This is a genomic window from Xanthomonas sp. NCPPB 3218, assembly GCF_056725185.1.
Genome location: NZ_CM161516.1, coordinates 2,016,519 through 2,032,768, shown reverse-complemented (window position 1 = coordinate 2,032,768; position 16,250 = coordinate 2,016,519). Strand labels below are relative to the sequence as shown.

Annotated in this window: 18 protein-coding genes; 2 read left to right on the top strand and 16 right to left on the bottom strand. The window is 66.3% G+C overall.

Annotated elements, in window-relative coordinates:
- Window positions 1-85: 85 nt before the first annotated feature.
- The 12 genes from recX to rlmE form a co-directional block, all read right to left on the bottom strand.
- Complete coding sequence (gene recX / locus AC1PLS_RS09065) at window positions 86-574, bottom strand: recombination regulator RecX (protein WP_024939583.1); 489 nt, start codon at window positions 572-574, stop codon at window positions 86-88.
- Window positions 575-849: 275 nt separating this feature from the next.
- Window positions 850-1,884: a recombinase RecA gene (recA, locus tag AC1PLS_RS09060; protein WP_016904265.1), complete on the bottom strand. Its 1,035-nt coding sequence runs from the start codon at window positions 1,882-1,884 to the stop codon at window positions 850-852.
- 172 nt (window positions 1,885-2,056) lie between these two features.
- The gene (gene lexA / locus AC1PLS_RS09055; RefSeq protein WP_184434287.1) at window positions 2,057-2,704 is read right to left on the bottom strand and encodes a transcriptional repressor LexA; all 648 of its coding nucleotides are present in this window, start codon (window positions 2,702-2,704) and stop codon (window positions 2,057-2,059) included.
- A gap of 93 nt (window positions 2,705-2,797) precedes the next feature.
- The gene (ubiB, locus tag AC1PLS_RS09050; protein ID WP_024939581.1) at window positions 2,798-4,474 is read right to left on the bottom strand and encodes a 2-polyprenylphenol 6-hydroxylase; all 1,677 of its coding nucleotides are present in this window, start codon (window positions 4,472-4,474) and stop codon (window positions 2,798-2,800) included.
- Window positions 4,475-4,844: 370 nt separating this feature from the next.
- Entirely contained in the window at window positions 4,845-5,093 is a 249-nt protein-coding gene (locus tag AC1PLS_RS09045; protein WP_184434284.1) for a hypothetical protein, read from the bottom strand.
- A 138-nt stretch (window positions 5,094-5,231) separates the two neighbouring features.
- Complete coding sequence (locus tag AC1PLS_RS09040) at window positions 5,232-5,726, bottom strand: CinA family protein (RefSeq protein WP_039515969.1); 495 nt, start codon at window positions 5,724-5,726, stop codon at window positions 5,232-5,234.
- Between the two features lie 336 nt (window positions 5,727-6,062).
- Window positions 6,063-7,382, bottom strand: a complete 1,320-nt coding sequence (hflX, locus tag AC1PLS_RS09035; RefSeq protein WP_024939578.1) for a ribosome rescue GTPase HflX — start codon at window positions 7,380-7,382, stop codon at window positions 6,063-6,065.
- Window positions 7,383-7,393: 11 nt separating this feature from the next.
- Entirely contained in the window at window positions 7,394-7,672 is a 279-nt protein-coding gene (gene hfq / locus AC1PLS_RS09030) for an RNA chaperone Hfq (protein ID WP_005915027.1), read from the bottom strand.
- Between the two features lie 77 nt (window positions 7,673-7,749).
- Window positions 7,750-8,733 (bottom strand): tRNA (adenosine(37)-N6)-dimethylallyltransferase MiaA, encoded by a 984-nt coding sequence (gene miaA / locus AC1PLS_RS09025; protein WP_126965841.1) that lies wholly within the window; start codon window positions 8,731-8,733, stop codon window positions 7,750-7,752.
- Window positions 8,733-9,635 (bottom strand): dihydropteroate synthase, encoded by a 903-nt coding sequence (gene folP / locus AC1PLS_RS09020; RefSeq protein ID WP_481104410.1) that lies wholly within the window; start codon window positions 9,633-9,635, stop codon window positions 8,733-8,735. Before folP ends, miaA begins: the two co-directional genes overlap by 1 nt.
- A 123-nt stretch (window positions 9,636-9,758) precedes the next feature.
- The gene (gene ftsH / locus AC1PLS_RS09015) at window positions 9,759-11,699 is read right to left on the bottom strand and encodes an ATP-dependent zinc metalloprotease FtsH (RefSeq protein WP_024939575.1); all 1,941 of its coding nucleotides are present in this window, start codon (window positions 11,697-11,699) and stop codon (window positions 9,759-9,761) included.
- Between the two features lie 61 nt (window positions 11,700-11,760).
- Complete coding sequence (gene rlmE / locus AC1PLS_RS09010; protein WP_016904005.1) at window positions 11,761-12,393, bottom strand: 23S rRNA (uridine(2552)-2'-O)-methyltransferase RlmE; 633 nt, start codon at window positions 12,391-12,393, stop codon at window positions 11,761-11,763.
- Window positions 12,394-12,458: 65 nt separating this feature from the next.
- On the opposite strand from rlmE, the gene yhbY reads away from it, so the two are divergent.
- Window positions 12,459-12,764 (top strand): ribosome assembly RNA-binding protein YhbY, encoded by a 306-nt coding sequence (gene yhbY, locus AC1PLS_RS09005; protein ID WP_024939574.1) that lies wholly within the window; start codon window positions 12,459-12,461, stop codon window positions 12,762-12,764.
- A gap of 15 nt (window positions 12,765-12,779) precedes the next feature.
- On the top strand, window positions 12,780-13,160 hold the full coding sequence (locus tag AC1PLS_RS09000) for an Mth938-like domain-containing protein (RefSeq protein ID WP_039520793.1): 381 nt from the start codon (window positions 12,780-12,782) through the stop codon (window positions 13,158-13,160).
- Between the two features lie 168 nt (window positions 13,161-13,328).
- Here AC1PLS_RS09000 and AC1PLS_RS08995 read toward each other — a convergent pair whose 3' ends face one another.
- Genes AC1PLS_RS08995 through surE form a run of 4 tightly spaced genes read right to left on the bottom strand, consistent with a single transcriptional unit; the run spans window position 13,329 to window position 16,188 of the window.
- Window positions 13,329-14,105 (bottom strand): peptidoglycan DD-metalloendopeptidase family protein, encoded by a 777-nt coding sequence (locus tag AC1PLS_RS08995; protein WP_054592808.1) that lies wholly within the window; start codon window positions 14,103-14,105, stop codon window positions 13,329-13,331.
- Window positions 14,102-14,716 (bottom strand): YqaA family protein, encoded by a 615-nt coding sequence (locus tag AC1PLS_RS08990; RefSeq protein WP_016904009.1) that lies wholly within the window; start codon window positions 14,714-14,716, stop codon window positions 14,102-14,104. The genes AC1PLS_RS08995 and AC1PLS_RS08990 overlap by 4 nt, the downstream gene beginning before the upstream one ends.
- An 18-nt stretch (window positions 14,717-14,734) precedes the next feature.
- Window positions 14,735-15,412, bottom strand: a complete 678-nt coding sequence (locus AC1PLS_RS08985) for a protein-L-isoaspartate(D-aspartate) O-methyltransferase (RefSeq protein WP_016904010.1) — start codon at window positions 15,410-15,412, stop codon at window positions 14,735-14,737.
- On the bottom strand, window positions 15,409-16,188 hold the full coding sequence (surE, locus tag AC1PLS_RS08980; protein ID WP_054592807.1) for a 5'/3'-nucleotidase SurE: 780 nt from the start codon (window positions 16,186-16,188) through the stop codon (window positions 15,409-15,411). The genes AC1PLS_RS08985 and surE overlap by 4 nt, the downstream gene beginning before the upstream one ends.
- Window positions 16,189-16,250 lie beyond the last annotated feature (62 nt).

Here is a 16,250-nt window from a genome sequence, read left to right as displayed (position 1 = left end):
GGCGGCAGTCCCGGTCACCCAATGAGATGTGGGCGCAGATGAGCGGAACAACCTGAAACCACGAAGGGTAGCAGGCCTGACGCCCTCAGTCCTCAAGGTCGAAGCGCGTGGCGCTGCGAATGCTGTTGCCATCGAAACCACGCCGTGCCAGCAGATCGGCGGCCTTGCGCCGCTGCGGGAGATCGGTAGGCCCTTCCTCGCCGAAGCGACGGCGGATCAGGTCGCGCGCGTTTTCGGTCCAGTCGCCCTCAAACGTCGCCATTGCGGCGCTGATGGCATCGCTGTCCAGGCCGTGAGTTCCGAGCTCGGCGCGAATATGCAGTGGACCGTAGCCCGAACCTGCACGATTGCGTACGACCGAGGCCGCAAAACGGGTGTCGTCCTGCCACCCCTCCTCAGCCAGGCGCTCCACGGCCGCCTGTGCAGCGTCCGGCTCGATACCGCGTGCCAGCAGCTTGCGATTCAATTCCTTGCGCGAATGCTCACGCCGCACCAGCAATCCCAGTGCGCGTTGTACCGGCGTCTGCTCCTTGAACCGGCGTCCCCGCTTTGGCGCGGGCTGTTGCTCGTCCATCGTGGGTGTCCCGAGTACCAAAACCACACAGCATCAATGCGCCGTCCGTGGCGCCTGCCCTCCTGGCCTTCAATAGATCTACCGCGGGAAGCGACGGCACTGACTCCGCCGTCCCCGCGATAGAAAACCTGCCACAGCCGTCAGTGCTGCCGTTCTGCCATCAGGCGGACGCGGCCGGTAGGCAGAACCGGGGTGGCCCCACGCGGACGTCCCGGTTCGCGCTGCTGCCGAGACACCTGCCTGATGACGGCTGGGCTCGCACTGCCTGGCTGCTGTTATTCCTTCTCGACGTCGTCGCCGGCTTCGCGTGGCGCTTCGGCCGGCTGGAACTTCTCACGCAGCTCGGCTTCCAGCCGCACTGCAACCTGCGGGTTGTCGCGCAGATAGCCACGCGCGTTGTCCTTGCCCTGCCCGATGCGTTCTTCGCCGTAGCTGTACCAGGCGCCGGCCTTCTCGACCAGCTTGGCTTCCACGCCCATGTCGATCAGCTCACCCTCGCGGCTGATGCCTTCACCGTAGAGGATTTCGGTCACGACCTGCTTGAACGGGGGCGCCAGCTTGTTCTTGACCACCTTGATCTTGGTCTGGTTGCCGATGATTTCGTCGCCCTTCTTGATCGCGCCGATACGACGGATATCCAGACGGACCGATGCGTAGAACTTCAGCGCATTGCCGCCGGTGGTCACTTCCGGGCTCTGGCCCGGCATCATCACGCCGATCTTGTGGCGCAGCTGGTTGATGAAGACCACCAGCGTGTTGGAACGCTTGATATTGCCGGTCAGCTTGCGCAGCGCCTGGCTCATCAGGCGGGCCTGCAGGCCCGGCAGCTGGTCACCCATTTCGCCTTCGATTTCCGCCTTCGGAGTCAGCGCGGCGACCGAGTCGACCACCACGATGTCCACCGAACCGGAACGCACCAGCATGTCGGCGATTTCCAGCGCCTGTTCGCCGGTGTCCGGCTGCGACAGCAGCAGGTCGTCGACATTGACGCCCAGCTTGGCGGCGTAGATCGGGTCCAACGCATGCTCGGCGTCGATGAAGGCAGCGGTGCCGCCCTTCTTCTGGCATTCGGCAATCGCCTGCAGGGTCAGGGTGGTCTTGCCCGACGATTCCGGACCATAGATCTCCACCACGCGGCCCTTGGGCAGGCCGCCGATCCCCAGTGCGATGTCCAACATCAGCGAGCCGGTCGGAATGACTTCGACGGCCTCGATCACACGGTCGCCCATGCGCATCACCGAGCCCTTGCCGAATTGCTTCTCGATCTGGCTCAGTGCGGCGGAAAGGGCGCGCTTCTTGTTCTCATCCATCTGGGTGATCCTTGTCAGTGATTTCGGTGTAGGGCGAATGTAACGGCGGTGTATCGCACAGGCTGAGACTGGCTGCGACACACTCAGATTAGGGAGGCGGCCATGGCGATGGCAGCGGGAAATCCTGCGGCACCGGCTCGGGATAACGCCAGTGAGGCCATCGGCGCAGTACTCAACGATTCGGCCTCAACAGCCCGCAGTACAGGCCCTCGATCGCGAAATCCTGATCCGGCAACACTTCGATCGGCGCGTAGTCCGGGTTGCGCGGCAGCAGGCGGATGCGGTCCTTGCCGATCTTCAACAGCTTGACCGTGATCTCCTCATCGATGCGCGCCACCACGATCTGCCCCGAACGCGCGTCGCGGGTGCGGTGCACTCCGATCAGGTCGCCGTTGAAAATGCCTTCGTCGCGCATCGAGTCACCCTGCACCTTGAGCAGATAGTCCGGCGACGGCGAGAAGAACACCCGGTCCAGCACCACGAAGTCGTCCGAGCCGATATCCGCGCCGATCGGCAGGCCTGCCGCCACGCGTCCCAGCACCGGCAGGCGCAGCACATCATCGCGCACCGGCTCGTTTGCAGCGGCAGGCGCGGTACGCGACTGGGCGCCCTGCCCGGCCAGACGGATGCCGCGGGCCTGGCCGGGGACGCGACGGATCGCACCGGCCTGCTCCAATGCCTCCAGATGGTATTGCGCGCCGCGCACACCCTTGAAGCCGAAGGCGCGCGCGATCTCGGTCTGCGAGGGCGGTACGCCGTCGGCATCGATGCGCTCGGCGATCAAGGCCAGGATTGCTTGCTGGGTATCGGTCAGGTCCATGGTTAGTAGTATTACTACTAACTGACGCCTGCGCAATAGCCGTGTCGTACGCTACGCACGGGTCAGCCACCGGAGTCGGCACGCGTGCCGCGTTTAGCGGCGGCTGCGCCAGATGGAGAACAGGATCCAGACGCCGCAGATGGCTGCGCCGATGAAACCGCCGACGCCCAACGCGAGCAGCCAGCGGCTGGCACTGCCCCCGACACTGTTCATGACGATCGACGAGCCGATCACCAGCGCGGCAGTCACGATCCCCATGGTGAGCCGGTTGGCCGCGCGATCGACCTGCTCGCCGAACTCGCGCAATGCACGCGTTTCGATCTGCAGTTGCAGCTTGCCGCGCCGCGCGGCCTGCAGCAGCCGTTTGAGGTCGCGCGGCAGATCGCCGATCAGGTCGATCGCGCCGGTCACGGTGCGACGGCTGCGCCGCAGCATTGCGCTGGGCGCATAACGCTGCAGCACCACGCGTTCGAGATACGGGCGCGCCTCGGTGGCCATGTCGAAATCCGGATCAAGCTGGCGCCCCATGCCTTCGAGCGTGAGGAACGCCTTGATCATCAGCGCCAGATCCGACGGCAGGGTCAGCCCGTGATCGCGCAGGATCGAGGTCACATCGCCCAGCATCGCGCCGATGCGCAGCTCCTTCAGCGGCACCCCGCGGTACTCGTCGACGAAGGCACCGATATCCTGCTGCAGCCGCGACTCATCGATCTCCAGGCTGGTACCGGCCCATTCCAGCAGTACATCGATGACCGCTTCGGCGTCGTAGCTGACCATGCCATGCAGCAGTTGTGCGACCTGGAAGCGGCGCTGCTCGGAAACGCGCCCGACCATGCCGAAATCGATGACGGCGATGCGCCCGTCGCGCAGATAGAAAATGTTGCCCGGATGCGGGTCGGCGTGAAAGCAGCCATCCTGCAGCACCATCTTCAACACGATCCCGGCGCCGGTGCGTGCGAGCGCCTTGCGGTCCAGGCCGGCCGCATCCACGGCGACCAGGTCCCGCCCCGGGATGCCGTCGATGAATTCCTGCACGTTGAGCGATTCGCAGGTCCACTGCCAATAGACAGACGGCACCACCACCTGGGGGTCGTTGACGAAATTGGCTGCGATGCGCTCGGCATTGCGGCACTCGGCGGCGAAATCGAGTTCACGCCGCAGGGAGACGGTGAACTGCTGCACCACCTCGGCGGGGCGATAGCGCTTGAGATCGGGGGCACGCGTTTCCACGATTTCCGCCAGGCGTGCCAACAGGCGCAGATCCGCATCGATGACATCGCCAATGCCGGGGCGGCGGATCTTCAATACCACCGGCGTGCCATCGGCCAGCCAGGCGCGATGCGTCTGCGCCAGCGATGCCGCAGCCAGAGGCTGCTCGTCCAGGCGTGCGAACACGCTTTCCGGCTCCGCGCCCAGGGCTGCGACCAGTTGCGGGCGGATCTGTTCGAACGGCAGCGCAGGCACCGCGTTCTGCAGCTCGCTCAGCTCCTCGATCCACTCCGGCGGCAGCAGGTCCACACGCGTGGCCAGCACCTGCCCCAGCTTGACGAAGGTCGGCCCGAGTTCCTCGAGCGCGCGCCGCACCCGCGTCGCGGCGGACATGCGCAGGCGGCCCTCGGCGTTATGCCAGTGCAGCAGCTTGCCGGCACGTTCGAGCACGTCGGCCAGCCCGATGCGCCGCACCACATCGCCGAATCCGTAACGGATCAGCACCGCGGCGATTTCCTGCAGCCGCCCCAGGTCCCGAACGGTGCCGAGCGCTTCCCACATCAGCACACCGCCTGCGATCGCGCTGCGGCAACAGGACAAATGGCGTTAACGTGCATCGCTGCATGTGTGCCGTCGCTGCGCGCACCCATTGCGCATGCACGACCACGCGCAACCGCCAGGGCGGCATGATCGCTTGCGCACACGATGGCGCACCGAGCGGCCGCCTCCGGCATCGGTTGCCTGCCGGATGCGCGCAGGCCATCGGGCAACACCGGGACATCGCCAGCAGATCGGCACGGTACGGACAAAAACAACGCATGAGCAAACAGCGGAAGCATCGGCATGCGGGTTGAAGACGGGACCTTGTTTGTAGCCGATCTGCACCAGCCTGTCGCGTCATGGACATTTGCCGGCTTAGCCGAGGTTGCGCCTACGCTTGCATCCTGGTGGCTTGGCAATGGCGTGCCCAGGTCTTCGAGCCTTCATCCCGTAACCGCAAGGTCACCCCACACGTGCGCGGCGCGCCCAGACAATCACGACTGCCGGGCAGCAGCGGATCGCGGCCATACGCGATATCTGTGTAGCTGAGCCCGCCCTGCCGCATCAGGCCTGGGATGACGCCCTGCCGCAGCAGTTCGGTATCGATGCCGCGCGACACCTCGCTGGGAATGGCACCCACCAGGAGCTGGTTGCGAGGAAATGACTGCGCTGAAAGTCGCTGAAGTCCTGGTAGAACAGCGCGGCATTGAGCAGACGGTTGTCACCTAGCCAGCTGGCCCTGGCGCCGAGCTCGTAGCGGTCGACGGAGTCGCCGGAATTAGAGCAGTGCGCTCAAGCCCTGCAGCGCGGCAACCACGGTCTGACGCCGCACTGCATCGCGATCACCAGCGAACTGGAACAACTGCGCAGTGGCATAGCCGCCGCGCCGCTTCCAGCCGATCCATACCGTGCCGACCGGCTTGTCCTCACTGCCGCCACCCGGGCCGGCGATGCCGGTCACCGCCACCGCGATGCTCGCACCGGAATTGACCAGCGCGCCCGACACCATTTCGATCACCGTTTCGCGGCTGACCGCACCATGCACTTCCAGCGTCTGCGGCCGCACGCCCAGCAAGGCCTGCTTTGCCTCGTAGCTGTAGGCGGCCATGCCGCAATCGAACCAGTGCGAGGATCCCGCCACATCGGTGACTGCCTTGGCGATCCAGCCACCGGTGCAGCTCTCGGCAGTGACCAGGCGCTCGCGCGCGGCAAGCAGCTGCTGACCGAGGCGTTCGGCCAGCTGCTGCAGTTCGGAATCGGCGGACATGGACATGGGCACGGCGCATGAAGAAGCAACCGACGTTTTAGCCGAATTCGCCGCGCCTGTCTGCGCTGGCGCCCAATCCGCGCCAGCGACGACGTGGCCGAGGTTCAGTGGCGGTGTGCAGCCGATGGCAACGGGCATCGGCTGCGCTGGTAACCGGATCGCAAGGATATCGGCGGCTGGCGGACATTCTCACGCCTGCACGACTGCTGCAGACACGCATTCGGTCGCGCCAGCAACAGAACCCACCGTCACCCAGCGCGATCGCCACACCGCCGGCAGATATCGGCCTGCCCCGACAACGGCAATCTGCACGGCTGGCACAAGCCGACCGTGCAGCGCCGCTCACGACTCCCAGTCTTCGCGACGATCGGGCAGCATCGCCCGCAGTGGCGCACCGTCGTCGCCGGCAGCCAGGCGCTCGGCCTCGACCATCGGCAGGTCGACCTCCAGCAACCAGCCGTCCTCGTCGGACTGCTCGCCGCGCACCACTTCCAGTTGATGCAACTTCGAGCGCAGACGGCCGGCCGACGGCGGCAACCGCAGTTGCCCGGTCACATGGCGCAGGTCCAGTCGCTGCCCGAGCGCATGCTGCAATTCCTGCAGCCCGCGTCCGTCGCGCGCGGAGACCCACACGCGCTCACGCCGCGCCTGGTCGGGAATGCCGTCCTGCGCATCGTGACGCACCTGCGCCCCTTCGATCTTGTCGATCTTGTTGAATACCAGCAGCTGCGGCAGATCGCCCGCACCCACCGCATGCAACACCTCATCGACCTGCTGGATGCGTTCCTCGCGCAGCGGGTCGGCCGCATCGACGATATGCAACAGCAGATCGGCGTCGCGCGCCTCGGACAAGGTCGAACGGAATGCGGCGACCAGTTGGTGCGGCAGGTCGCGCACGAAGCCGACCGTGTCGGCCAGGATCGCACTGCCGCCCGGCAGCGCGATGCGGCGCACGGTGGGATCGAGCGTGGCGAACAACTGGTCGGCCACGTAGGCCTCCGCACCGGTCAAGGCGTTGAACAGCGTGGATTTGCCGGCATTGGTGTAACCGACCAACGCAATCCGCGGCAGTTCGCTGCGCATGCGCGCACGCCGCATCTGGGTGCGCTGCACCTCGACCTTTTCCAGCCGCTGCTGCAACTGCTCCACCCGCTTCTGCAGCAGGCGACGGTCGGTTTCCAGCTGGGTTTCGCCAGGGCCGCGCAGGCCGATCGAGCCGCCGCGCTGACGTTCCAGGTGGGTCCAGCCGCGGACCAGCCGGGTGGCCATATGCCGCAACTGCGCCAGCTCCACCTGCAGCTTGCCCTCGTGGCTGCGTGCCCGTTGCGCGAAGATGTCCAGGATCAGGCCGGTGCGGTCGATCACGCGCCGCTCCAGATAGCGCTCCAGATTGCGCTCCTGGCCGGGCGACAAGGTGTGATTGACCAACACCAGATCCGCACCGGTGGCCTCGGCGGCGGCCTTGATCTCTTCCAGCTTGCCGCTGCCGATCAAGGTCGACGGGTTCGGTTTGTCGATGCGCGCGGTGAGCGTGGCCGCCACCGTGGCGCCCGCCGACTTGGCAAGGTCGGCGAACTCCTCCAGCACATCCTCTTCGGCAGGCCCACCGGAGTGGGTCTGAATCAACAACGCGTGTTCACCCTTGCGTGAGCGATCAAACACGCACTACTCCATTACTGCTCGACGTCGTCATCTTCCGCCTGGTTGCCTTCATTGGATTGCACATACCCACCACCCGGTCCCACGCGCACATTGCGCGCCGGCACGACCGTGGAGATGGCGTGCTTGTAGACCATCTGACTCACGGTATTGCGCAGCAGGACCACGAACTGGTCGAACGACTCGATCGTGCCCTGCAGCTTGATGCCGTTGACCAGATACACAGAAACCGGCACCCGCTCGCGCCGCAGCGCGTTGAGGAATGGGTCCTGTAAAGATTGCCCCTTAGCCATCGAAAACTCCTCTTCATTATTGTTCTTATAGTCCCGGTCGACACCTGCCATCCCCAGCCGGCCCCGGAAACGGGATGTTACACGCCTGAAGCCTGCCGTACAGCGGGACGTTGGCCGAGGAAGCCGACAAGTGCAGTTTCCAATCGTTGGCGGTCATGCTCCGGGTCGAACCAGCGCGCGTCGAGCTCGCCACGCAGCCAGGTGAGCTGCCGCTTGGCCAGTTGACGGGTGGCCTGCACCGCCTTGTCGCGAAAGTCGGCCAGGCGACCGGCCCCATCCAGGTACTCCCAAGCCTGGCGATACCCCACCGCGCGCACTGCGGGCAGATCCAGCGGCGCGGAGACTGCACGCAGTTGCGGCAGTGCCCGCAGACGTTCCACCTCGGCCAGGAAGTCCTGTGCCAGCATCGTGTCCAGGCGCTGCTCGATGCGTGCATGCAGCACCGCGCGCTCGCGCGGCGCCAGCACCACCTTCAGCACCCGCACCGGCAAACGGGGACCCGACGGCAGCGCCTGCCAGTAGCTGATCGGCCTGCCGCTGATGCGGTAGACCTCCAGGGCGCGCTGGATCCGCTGCGGATCGGTGGCATGGATCCGCGCCGCCGCGACCGGGTCGACGTCCGCCAGTTGTGCGTGCATCCGCGCCCAGCCAAGTTCCCCGGCTTCGGCTGCGATTGCCGCGCGCACCGCCGGATCGGCCTCGGGCAACTGCGACAGCCCTTCCAGCAAGGCGCGGAAGTACAGCCCGGTGCCGCCGGCCAGGATCGGCAGCTTGCCGCGCGCCACGATCTGCTCGATCGCCTGCCGCGCATCGCTGGCGAATTCCGCCGCCGAATAGATCTGCCAGGGCTCGCGCAGATCGATCAAGTGATGCGGCACTGCCGCGCGCATCGCCGCATCCGGCTTGGCCGCGCCGATGTCCAGGCCGCGATACACCAGCGCCGAATCGACACTGACGATCTCGCCGTTCCAGCGCTGCGCGGCGTCCAGTGCCAGCGCGGTCTTGCCGCTGGCGGTCGGCCCCATCAGCGCAATCGCCAGCGGGCGGCGGTCGGCCGGCATCAGTCCTCGTCCGGCCAGCGAATGCTCGGTGCCGCAGGCGCGCTCACGCGCGGCAGCGGAATCGCCGTCATCGCGCTCCACACCTTCAGGGCATCCACGGTGGCGGCCACATCATGCACCCGCAGCAACATCGCGCCGTGTTGGGCGGCGATCAGATGCGCGGCGACCGAGCCGTATACGCGCTCTGCGGCGAGCTGGTGCCCGGTCAACTCACCGATGCTGCGCTTGCGCGACAGCCCCGCCAGCACCGGCAGACCGAACTCCTGCAGGCGCTGCAACTGCGCCAGCACGGTCAGATTGTGCGTGGTGGTCTTGTCGAAGCCGAACCCCGGGTCGAGGATCAAGCGGCGCTTGTCGATCCCGGCCATTTCGGCCGCGAAGATGCGCTCGGCCAGGAAGCGATGCACCTCGGCCACCACGTCGTCATAGTGCGGCGCGTCCTGCATCGCATGCGGCGCGCTGCGTGCATGCATCAACACCACCGGCACCCGCAATTCGGCTGCCGCATCCAGCGCCCCCGGCGAGCGCAGCGCATGCACGTCGTTGATCATGCCGGCGCCGGCCGCGACCGCCGCGCGCATCACCTCCGGCTTGTAGGTATCCACACTGATCGGGACAGTGGTCTGCTGCGCCAATGCCTGGATCACCGGGACCACGCGCTGCAGCTCTTCCCCCAGCGATACCGGCGTGGCACCGGGGCGGGTGGATTCGCCACCGATATCCAGCACCGCAGCGCCCTGCTCGACCAGCCTCAAACCATGCGCGATGGCGGCGTCGCAGCTGGCGTGCTGGCCGCCGTCGGAAAACGAATCCGGCGTGACATTGACGATTCCCATCACCTGCGGCGCATCCAGTCGCAGCGCGCGACCGGCGCAATCCAGCTTGAGGGCAGTGTCAAACATCGGTGGTGTCTCCTTGGATGGTTGCGATCAGCGCCACCGGGGCGAGGTGTCGCTATAACGCATCAAGGCCGGGAATCGCTTCCCGGCCTTGATGGATGCTGCTGCAGCTGACCGATGCGTTGGTTACAGCTGCTCGGCCGGCCCGGCGATCGGCGGCAACGGACGCGGGCTGCCCTTGTCGTTGTTGTTGCCACCGTCCTTGTCGGACTTGCCCCAACCCGCCGGCGGCGGCGGCTCGCGGCCTTCCATGATGGCGTCGATCTGCGGCACGTCGATGGTCTCGTACTGCAGCAGCAACTGCGACATCGCGTGCAGCTTGTCCAGGTTCTCGGTGAGGATGGCCTTGGTCTTGCTGTAAGCCTTGTCCAGGATCGAGCGCACCACTTCGTCGATCTTGCGCGCGGTCTCGTCGGAAACGTTCTTGTGCTGGGTGACCGAACGCCCCAGGAACACCTCGTCCTCCTCCTCGCCGTAGGCCACCGGGCCGAGCTCGTCGGACAGGCCCCACTTGGTCACCATGTTGCGTGCCATCTTGGTCGCACGCTCGATGTCGTTGGACGCGCCGGTGGTGACCTTGTCGCCACCGAAGATCAGCTCTTCGGCAACGCGGCCGCCGTACAGCGAGCACAGCTGCGACTCGATCGCCACGCGATTCATCGAGTAGCGGTCGCCCTCGGGCAGGTACATGGTCACGCCCAGCGCACGACCACGCGGAATGATGGTGACCTTGTAGACCGGGTCATGCTCGGGCACCAGACGGCCGACGATGGCGTGACCTGCCTCGTGATACGCGGTGAGCGTCTTCTCGTCCTCGCTCATGGCCATCGAGCGGCGCTCGGCACCCATCAGGATCTTGTCGCGGGCACGATCGAAGTGGTCCATGCGGACTTCCTTCTCGCTGCCGCGTGCGGCAAACAACGCCGCCTCGTTGCATAGGTTGGCAAGGTCGGCACCGGAGAAGCCCGGCGTACCGCGTGCGATGACCATCGGCACCACGTCGTCGGCCAGCGGCAGCTTGCGCATGTGCACACGCAGGATCTGCTCGCGCCCCTTGACGTCCGGCAGGCCGACCACGACCTGGCGGTCGAAACGGCCCGGACGCAGCAGCGCCGGATCCAGCACGTCGGGACGGTTGGTCGCCGCGATGACAATCACGCCTTCGCCGCCTTCGAAACCGTCCATCTCGACCAGCAACTGGTTCAGGGTCTGCTCGCGCTCGTCATGCCCGCCGCCGAGACCGGCGCCGCGATGACGGCCCACTGCATCGATTTCGTCGATGAAGATGATGCATGGCGCATGCTTCTTGGCCTGCTCGAACATGTCGCGAACGCGGCTGGCACCCACGCCGACAAACATTTCCACGAAGTCCGAGCCGGAGATGCTGAAAAACGGCACCTTGGCCTCGCCGGCGATGGCCTTGGCGAGCAGCGTCTTGCCGGTACCCGGTGGGCCGACCATCAACACGCCGCGCGGGATCTTGCCGCCCAGCTTGGTAAACTTGGTCGGGTCGCGCAGGAAGTCGACCAGCTCGCCGACTTCTTCCTTGGCCTCGTCGCAGCCGGCGACGTCGGCAAAGGTGATCTTGACCTGGTCCTCGCCCTGCAGCTTGGCGCGCGACTTGCCGAAGCTCATTGCGCCCTTGGCGCCACCGCCACCGCCCTGCATCTGGCGCATGATGAACAGCCAGAAGCCGATGATCAGGATGACCGGCAGGAAATTGAGCACCAACGACCAGAAACCAGGCCCGGTGGAGGGCTTCTGGCGGGTCATTTCGATGTTCTTGCTATACAGCACGTCGACCAGCTTGTCGTCGCGCGGACCGTAGACGGTGGCTTCGCTGCCGTCGGTGCGCTTGAAGCGGATCGCATTGACCGCCAGGTTGGTCTCGTCGGTGTAGTCCACCGATTTGACGCGGCCCGAGTCCACTTCCTTCAGGAACTGGGTGTAGGTGATCGAGTCGGGGCCGACACCGCCCGCCATCCGCGGCGAGAAGCTCTGGAAGACGACCATCAGCACAACCGCGACGACCACCCACAGCAGCAGATTCTTGGTCAAGTCGTTCATCCTCATTGGCTCCGGTGCCCTCTACTCTTCAAATTCTTGAAACACGGTGGTCATTGGCAGCTTACTTGATCTGGGCACGCTTGCCCTGACCGAGCGCATAAACTTCCGGGGAGCGCTTGCGCGAGGCCGCCGGCTTGCGAATCGTCACCTTGTCATAGCGGCGGCGAAGCTCACGAATGTAATCGTCGGACCCGACACCCTGGAACAGCTTGATCAGGAACGCCCCGCCCGGTTTGAGGTGGGTGTCGGCAAATTCCATCGCCAGTTCCGCCAGGTGCATCATCCGCGGTTGGTCGACCGCATCCATGCCACTCTTATTGGGGGCCATATCGGACAGCACAAGGTCCACCGGCACATCGCCCAGCATCGCCTCGAATTCCGATAGGACGGTTTGCTCCCTGAAGTCGCCGTGAAGGAACTCCACGCCGGCCAGCGGCGGCATCTCCAGGATATCCAGCGCCACCACCCGGCCGCTGTCGCCCATGGACTTGCGTACCTGTTGCGACCAACCGCCTGGCGCCGCGCCCAGGTCGACCACCACCATGCCCGGCTTGAGCAGGCGGTCGCGCTGGAGCAGTTCTTCCAGCTTGTAGGCCGCACGCGAGCGCATGCCTTCGGCCTGCGCCTTCTTGACGAACGGATCGGCGAAGTGTTCCTTGAGCCAGCGCTGGCTGCTTTTACTACGGGAAGGCATCGGCAAAGGGGTCTGAACGGGTCGCCATGATACCCTGAACACCCTTTGCTGCCCTTTGATCCTGCATGTCCATTGTTCTCACCTCCGCCCAGAACCGTTTCCTGCGCGGCCAGGCCCACGATCTCAAGGCACTGCTGCAAACCGGCGGCAAAGGGGTCACGCCGGCATTTCTGGCCGAACTCGAGGAAGTGCTCGAGCGCCACGAACTGATCAAGGTGAAGGTGACATCGGAGGATCGCGAGGCCCGTGACGCCATGATTGCCGAACTGACCGAGCAGACCGGCAGCGCGCTGGTGCAGCGGATCGGCCATGTCGCCATCCTGTACCGCCCCAGCAAGGAAAAGCGTCAGATCGTGCTGCCGCGCGGCTGACCCGACGAGTTCGACATGCCCTTAAGCCAGGAACACCCCGACTACACCTATGCGCTGCGTGCGGCCGATGGCCGCCACGCCAAGGTGAACGATCAGATTCTGCAGCGCAGCTTCATCCTGATGCCCGACGAGCTGGTGGAAGGCTGGCCGGTCTCCAGCCTGGAACAGCTCCAGGTCGCGCATATGGACGCGGTGCTGGCGCTCGCCCCGGCGGTGATCCTGCTCGGCACCGGCGAGCGGCAGCAGTTCCCGAAGACGGACGTGCTGGCAGCCTGCCTGACCCGCGGCATCGGCCTGGAAGCGATGACCAATGCGGCTGCGGCGCGCACCTACAACGTGCTGGCCAGCGAAGGCCGCCGGGTGGCATTGGCGATGATCCTGGAAGGCCGGGATTAGGGAGTCGGGATTGGGGATTTGCAACTGCGGGCTGGAGCAGGTGTCGCTCTCATGCCAACAGCAGGAGCGACACCCCGAGCAATCTTCAGGCCGCTAGAACGCATCTTCCACGCGGCAGCATCAGCCCAGCGCCGTTGCCGTTGCGAATCCCAAATCCCGAATCCCGAATCACTTCTTAGGCAGATACAGCAGCGGATCCACCGGCTTGCCGTTGTAGCGGATCTCGAAGTGCAGCATGTCGCGGGCCGCGCCGCTGCGGCCCATCTCGGCGATCTGCTGGCCGGCCTTGACGCTCTGGCCTTCGTTGAGCAGGCGCTTGCGGTTGTGTCCGTAGGCGGACAGCCACTGGTCGTTGTGCTTGATGATGATCAGCTCGCCGTAGCCGACCAGGCCGGCGCCGGAGTACACCACCACGCCATCGGCCGCGGCCCGCACCGCCTGCCCGCTGGCACCGGCGATGTCCACGCCCTGCTTGGTGGTCTCGCCGCTGACGAAGGTGCCGACCACCACGCCGTCGGCTGGCCAGCGCCACGGAAATCCGCTGCTGACCGGTGCTGCGATCGGGGCACTCGGGCGCGGCGGAACCACCGTACCAGCGCTGGAGCTGCTGCCGCCCGGCCTGCTGGCTCCGGGCGGATAGAGCTTGAGGGTCTGGCCGGGATAGATGGTGTTCGGCGAGGACAGGCCGTTCCAGGCCGCCAGATCCGGCGCGGTGATATTGGTGCGGCGCGAGATGGCGTATAGCGTGTCGCCGCGCTGCACGGTGACGGTCGCACCCGGGCGCGGCACCGACGGACGCGGCGCCGCGGACGGACGCGCGGACGCCGAACCGCCGCCGGCTCCGGGTGAACGCACCACCGTGGCGCTGCTGCAGGCGCCCAGCCCGACGGCGACTGCGAGCAGGACTGCTGTCTTACGTACCGAATTCATCTGCAACTTGCTCATCCGTTGGTTGTCTTCCACACCAGCCAGCCTGCTCCCACCGCCAGGACGGCCATGGCCACCCAGCCCAGCGGCTCGATCCAGCGATGCAACGCGGCCTCGGCACGCGCCCCACCCAGCCGGATCGCGCCGGCCACCAGATACACGCGCTTGCCGCGCCCCACCAGCATGCTGGCAATGAAGGGCAGGATCGGCACGCCGACCACGCCCGAGGCCCAGGTAAAGATCTTCAACGGGATCGGGGTGAAGCCCACCAGCACCAGCGCCCAGAAGGCCTTCCACGGCGAATCGGCGACCAGCGTGCGCAGCGTCTCGATCTGCGCCTGGATCTTGGCGCTCCAGCCCAGCCATTCGATCAGCGGCTGCAATGCGGCGAAGGCGAAATGGCCCAGCAGGTAACCGACCAGCGCGCCGCAGACCGAGCCGATCAGGCTCAAGGTGGCGAACCACAGGGCGCGCCTGGGTTCGGCCAGCGACATCGGCGCCAGCATCACCTCCGGCGGCACCGGGAAGATGAAACCCTCCACGAAACTGAGGCCGGTCAGCAGCGCCGGAGCGCGGCGATTGCGCGACCAGCGAATGGCCACGTCGTACAACGGCCCGAAGATCTTCATCGAAAAACTCTCATGGATTCAATCCAGCATGCCCGACAACAGCGGGACGAACGTGACCGGCGCCAGAACCTGCTGCTCGATCGCGCCGTCGGCAGCGCGCGTGAGTTGCACCAGTGACTGCGACGAGGCGCCACCGACCGGCGCGACCAGCCGCCCGCCGACCGCCAGCTGATCGACCAGCGCGTCGACCAGCGCCGGGGCCGCGGCGGTGACCACGATGGCATCGTAGGGGCCATGTTCGGGCCAGCCGATGCGGCCGTCGTCGTGCTTGCTGCGCACGTTCATTCCCAGATGGCGGAAGCGCTTGCGCGCCTGCCGCAGCAGGTCGCCGATGCGCTCGACGGTGTACACCTCCAGCCCCAGCGCGGCGAGGATCGCGCCCTGGTAGCCGGAGCCGGTGCCCACTTCGAGCACTTTGGTCGGGCCAACCTGCAGCACCGCCTCGGTCATGCGTGCGACCACCCAGGGCTGCGAGATGGTCTGGCCGTGGCCGATCGGCAAGGCGGTGTCTTCATAGGCACGCGAGGCCAGCGCTTCGTCGATGAACAGATGGCGCGGCACGGTGCGCACCGCGTTGAGCGTGGCCTCGTCCTGGATGCCAGCCTCGCGCAGGCGCTCGACCAGCCGGTCGCGCACGCGTTGCGAGGTCATGCCGATCCCGACCGATTCCGGTTGCAGCCGCAGCCTCGGCGTCATGCCGGCGTATCCAGCGCGGCGGTCAGGCCGCCCACCCAGCCGGCCACCGTCTCCAGCGCCTGATAGCGGGTCAGGTCGACATGGATCGGGGTGATCGAGATATGCCCGGTGCGCACGGCATGGAAGTCGGTGCCGGCGCCAGCGTCCTGCTCCGGCCCGGCCGGGCCGATCCAGTACACGGTGCGGCCGCGCGGGTCGCGCTGCGGCACGCAGGGCTCGGACCGGTGGCGGTTGCCCAGCCGGGTGACCTCGAAACCGAGCACCTCCGACCAGGCCAGGTCCGGCACGTTGACGTTGAGGATGGTATCGGCGGGCAACGGGTCGGCCTTCAGCCGCGCCACGATCTCCACCGCGGCGCGCGCGGCGGTTTCGTAGTGATGCGCCTCGTGATTGTGCGTCACCAGCGAGACCGCCACCGCCGGCAGGCCGAGGAAGCGGCCTTCCATCGCGGCGGACACGGTGCCCGAATAGATCACGTCGTCGCCGAGATTGGCCGAGTTGTTGATGCCGGAGACCACGATGTCCGGGTCGTAATCGAGCATGCCGGTCAGCGCCAGATGCACGCAGTCGGTCGGCGTGCCGGCAACCGCGCAGGTCTGCGCGTCGATGCGGCGGGTGCGGATCGGCACATCCAGCGTCAGCGAGTTGCTGGCGCCGGAACGGTCGCGGTCGGGCGCGACCACCATCACTTCATGACCGGCATGGCGCAGCGCCTCGGCCAAAATCTGGATGCCGGGGGCGTCGACACCGTCGTCGTTGCTAACCAGTACGCGCATGGGACTCCTCGGAAAACCGGGTCATGATACCGGATGCGTCCGCGCCCTTCGCGCTTGATCTT

Coding starts and splice junctions, on each gene's coding strand:
- recA (WP_016904265.1), bottom strand. CDS start 1,884: ATGGATGAGAACAAGAAGCGCGCCCTTTCCGCCGCACTGAGCCAGATC.
- lexA (WP_184434287.1), bottom strand. CDS start 2,704: ATGGACCTGACCGATACCCAGCAAGCAATCCTGGCCTTGATCGCCGAG.
- ubiB (WP_024939581.1), bottom strand. CDS start 4,474: ATGTGGGAAGCGCTCGGCACCGTTCGGGACCTGGGGCGGCTGCAGGAA.
- AC1PLS_RS09040 (WP_039515969.1), bottom strand. CDS start 5,726: ATGTCCATGTCCGCCGATTCCGAACTGCAGCAGCTGGCCGAACGCCTC.
- AC1PLS_RS08985 (WP_016904010.1), bottom strand. CDS start 15,412: ATGACGCCGAGGCTGCGGCTGCAACCGGAATCGGTCGGGATCGGCATG.
- hfq (WP_005915027.1), bottom strand. CDS start 7,672: ATGGCTAAGGGGCAATCTTTACAGGACCCATTCCTCAACGCGCTGCGG.
- miaA (WP_126965841.1), bottom strand. CDS start 8,733: ATGCCGGCCGACCGCCGCCCGCTGGCGATTGCGCTGATGGGGCCGACC.
- folP (WP_481104410.1), bottom strand. CDS start 9,635: ATGTTTGACACTGCCCTCAAGCTGGATTGCGCCGGTCGCGCGCTGCGA.
- ftsH (WP_024939575.1), bottom strand. CDS start 11,699: ATGAACGACTTGACCAAGAATCTGCTGCTGTGGGTGGTCGTCGCGGTT.
- AC1PLS_RS09000 (WP_039520793.1), top strand. CDS start 12,780: ATGCCCTTAAGCCAGGAACACCCCGACTACACCTATGCGCTGCGTGCG.
- rlmE (WP_016904005.1), bottom strand. CDS start 12,393: ATGCCTTCCCGTAGTAAAAGCAGCCAGCGCTGGCTCAAGGAACACTTC.
- recX (WP_024939583.1), bottom strand. CDS start 574: ATGGACGAGCAACAGCCCGCGCCAAAGCGGGGACGCCGGTTCAAGGAG.
- AC1PLS_RS08995 (WP_054592808.1), bottom strand. CDS start 14,105: ATGAGCAAGTTGCAGATGAATTCGGTACGTAAGACAGCAGTCCTGCTC.
- surE (WP_054592807.1), bottom strand. CDS start 16,188: ATGCGCGTACTGGTTAGCAACGACGACGGTGTCGACGCCCCCGGCATC.
- yhbY (WP_024939574.1), top strand. CDS start 12,459: ATGTCCATTGTTCTCACCTCCGCCCAGAACCGTTTCCTGCGCGGCCAG.
- AC1PLS_RS08990 (WP_016904009.1), bottom strand. CDS start 14,716: ATGAAGATCTTCGGGCCGTTGTACGACGTGGCCATTCGCTGGTCGCGC.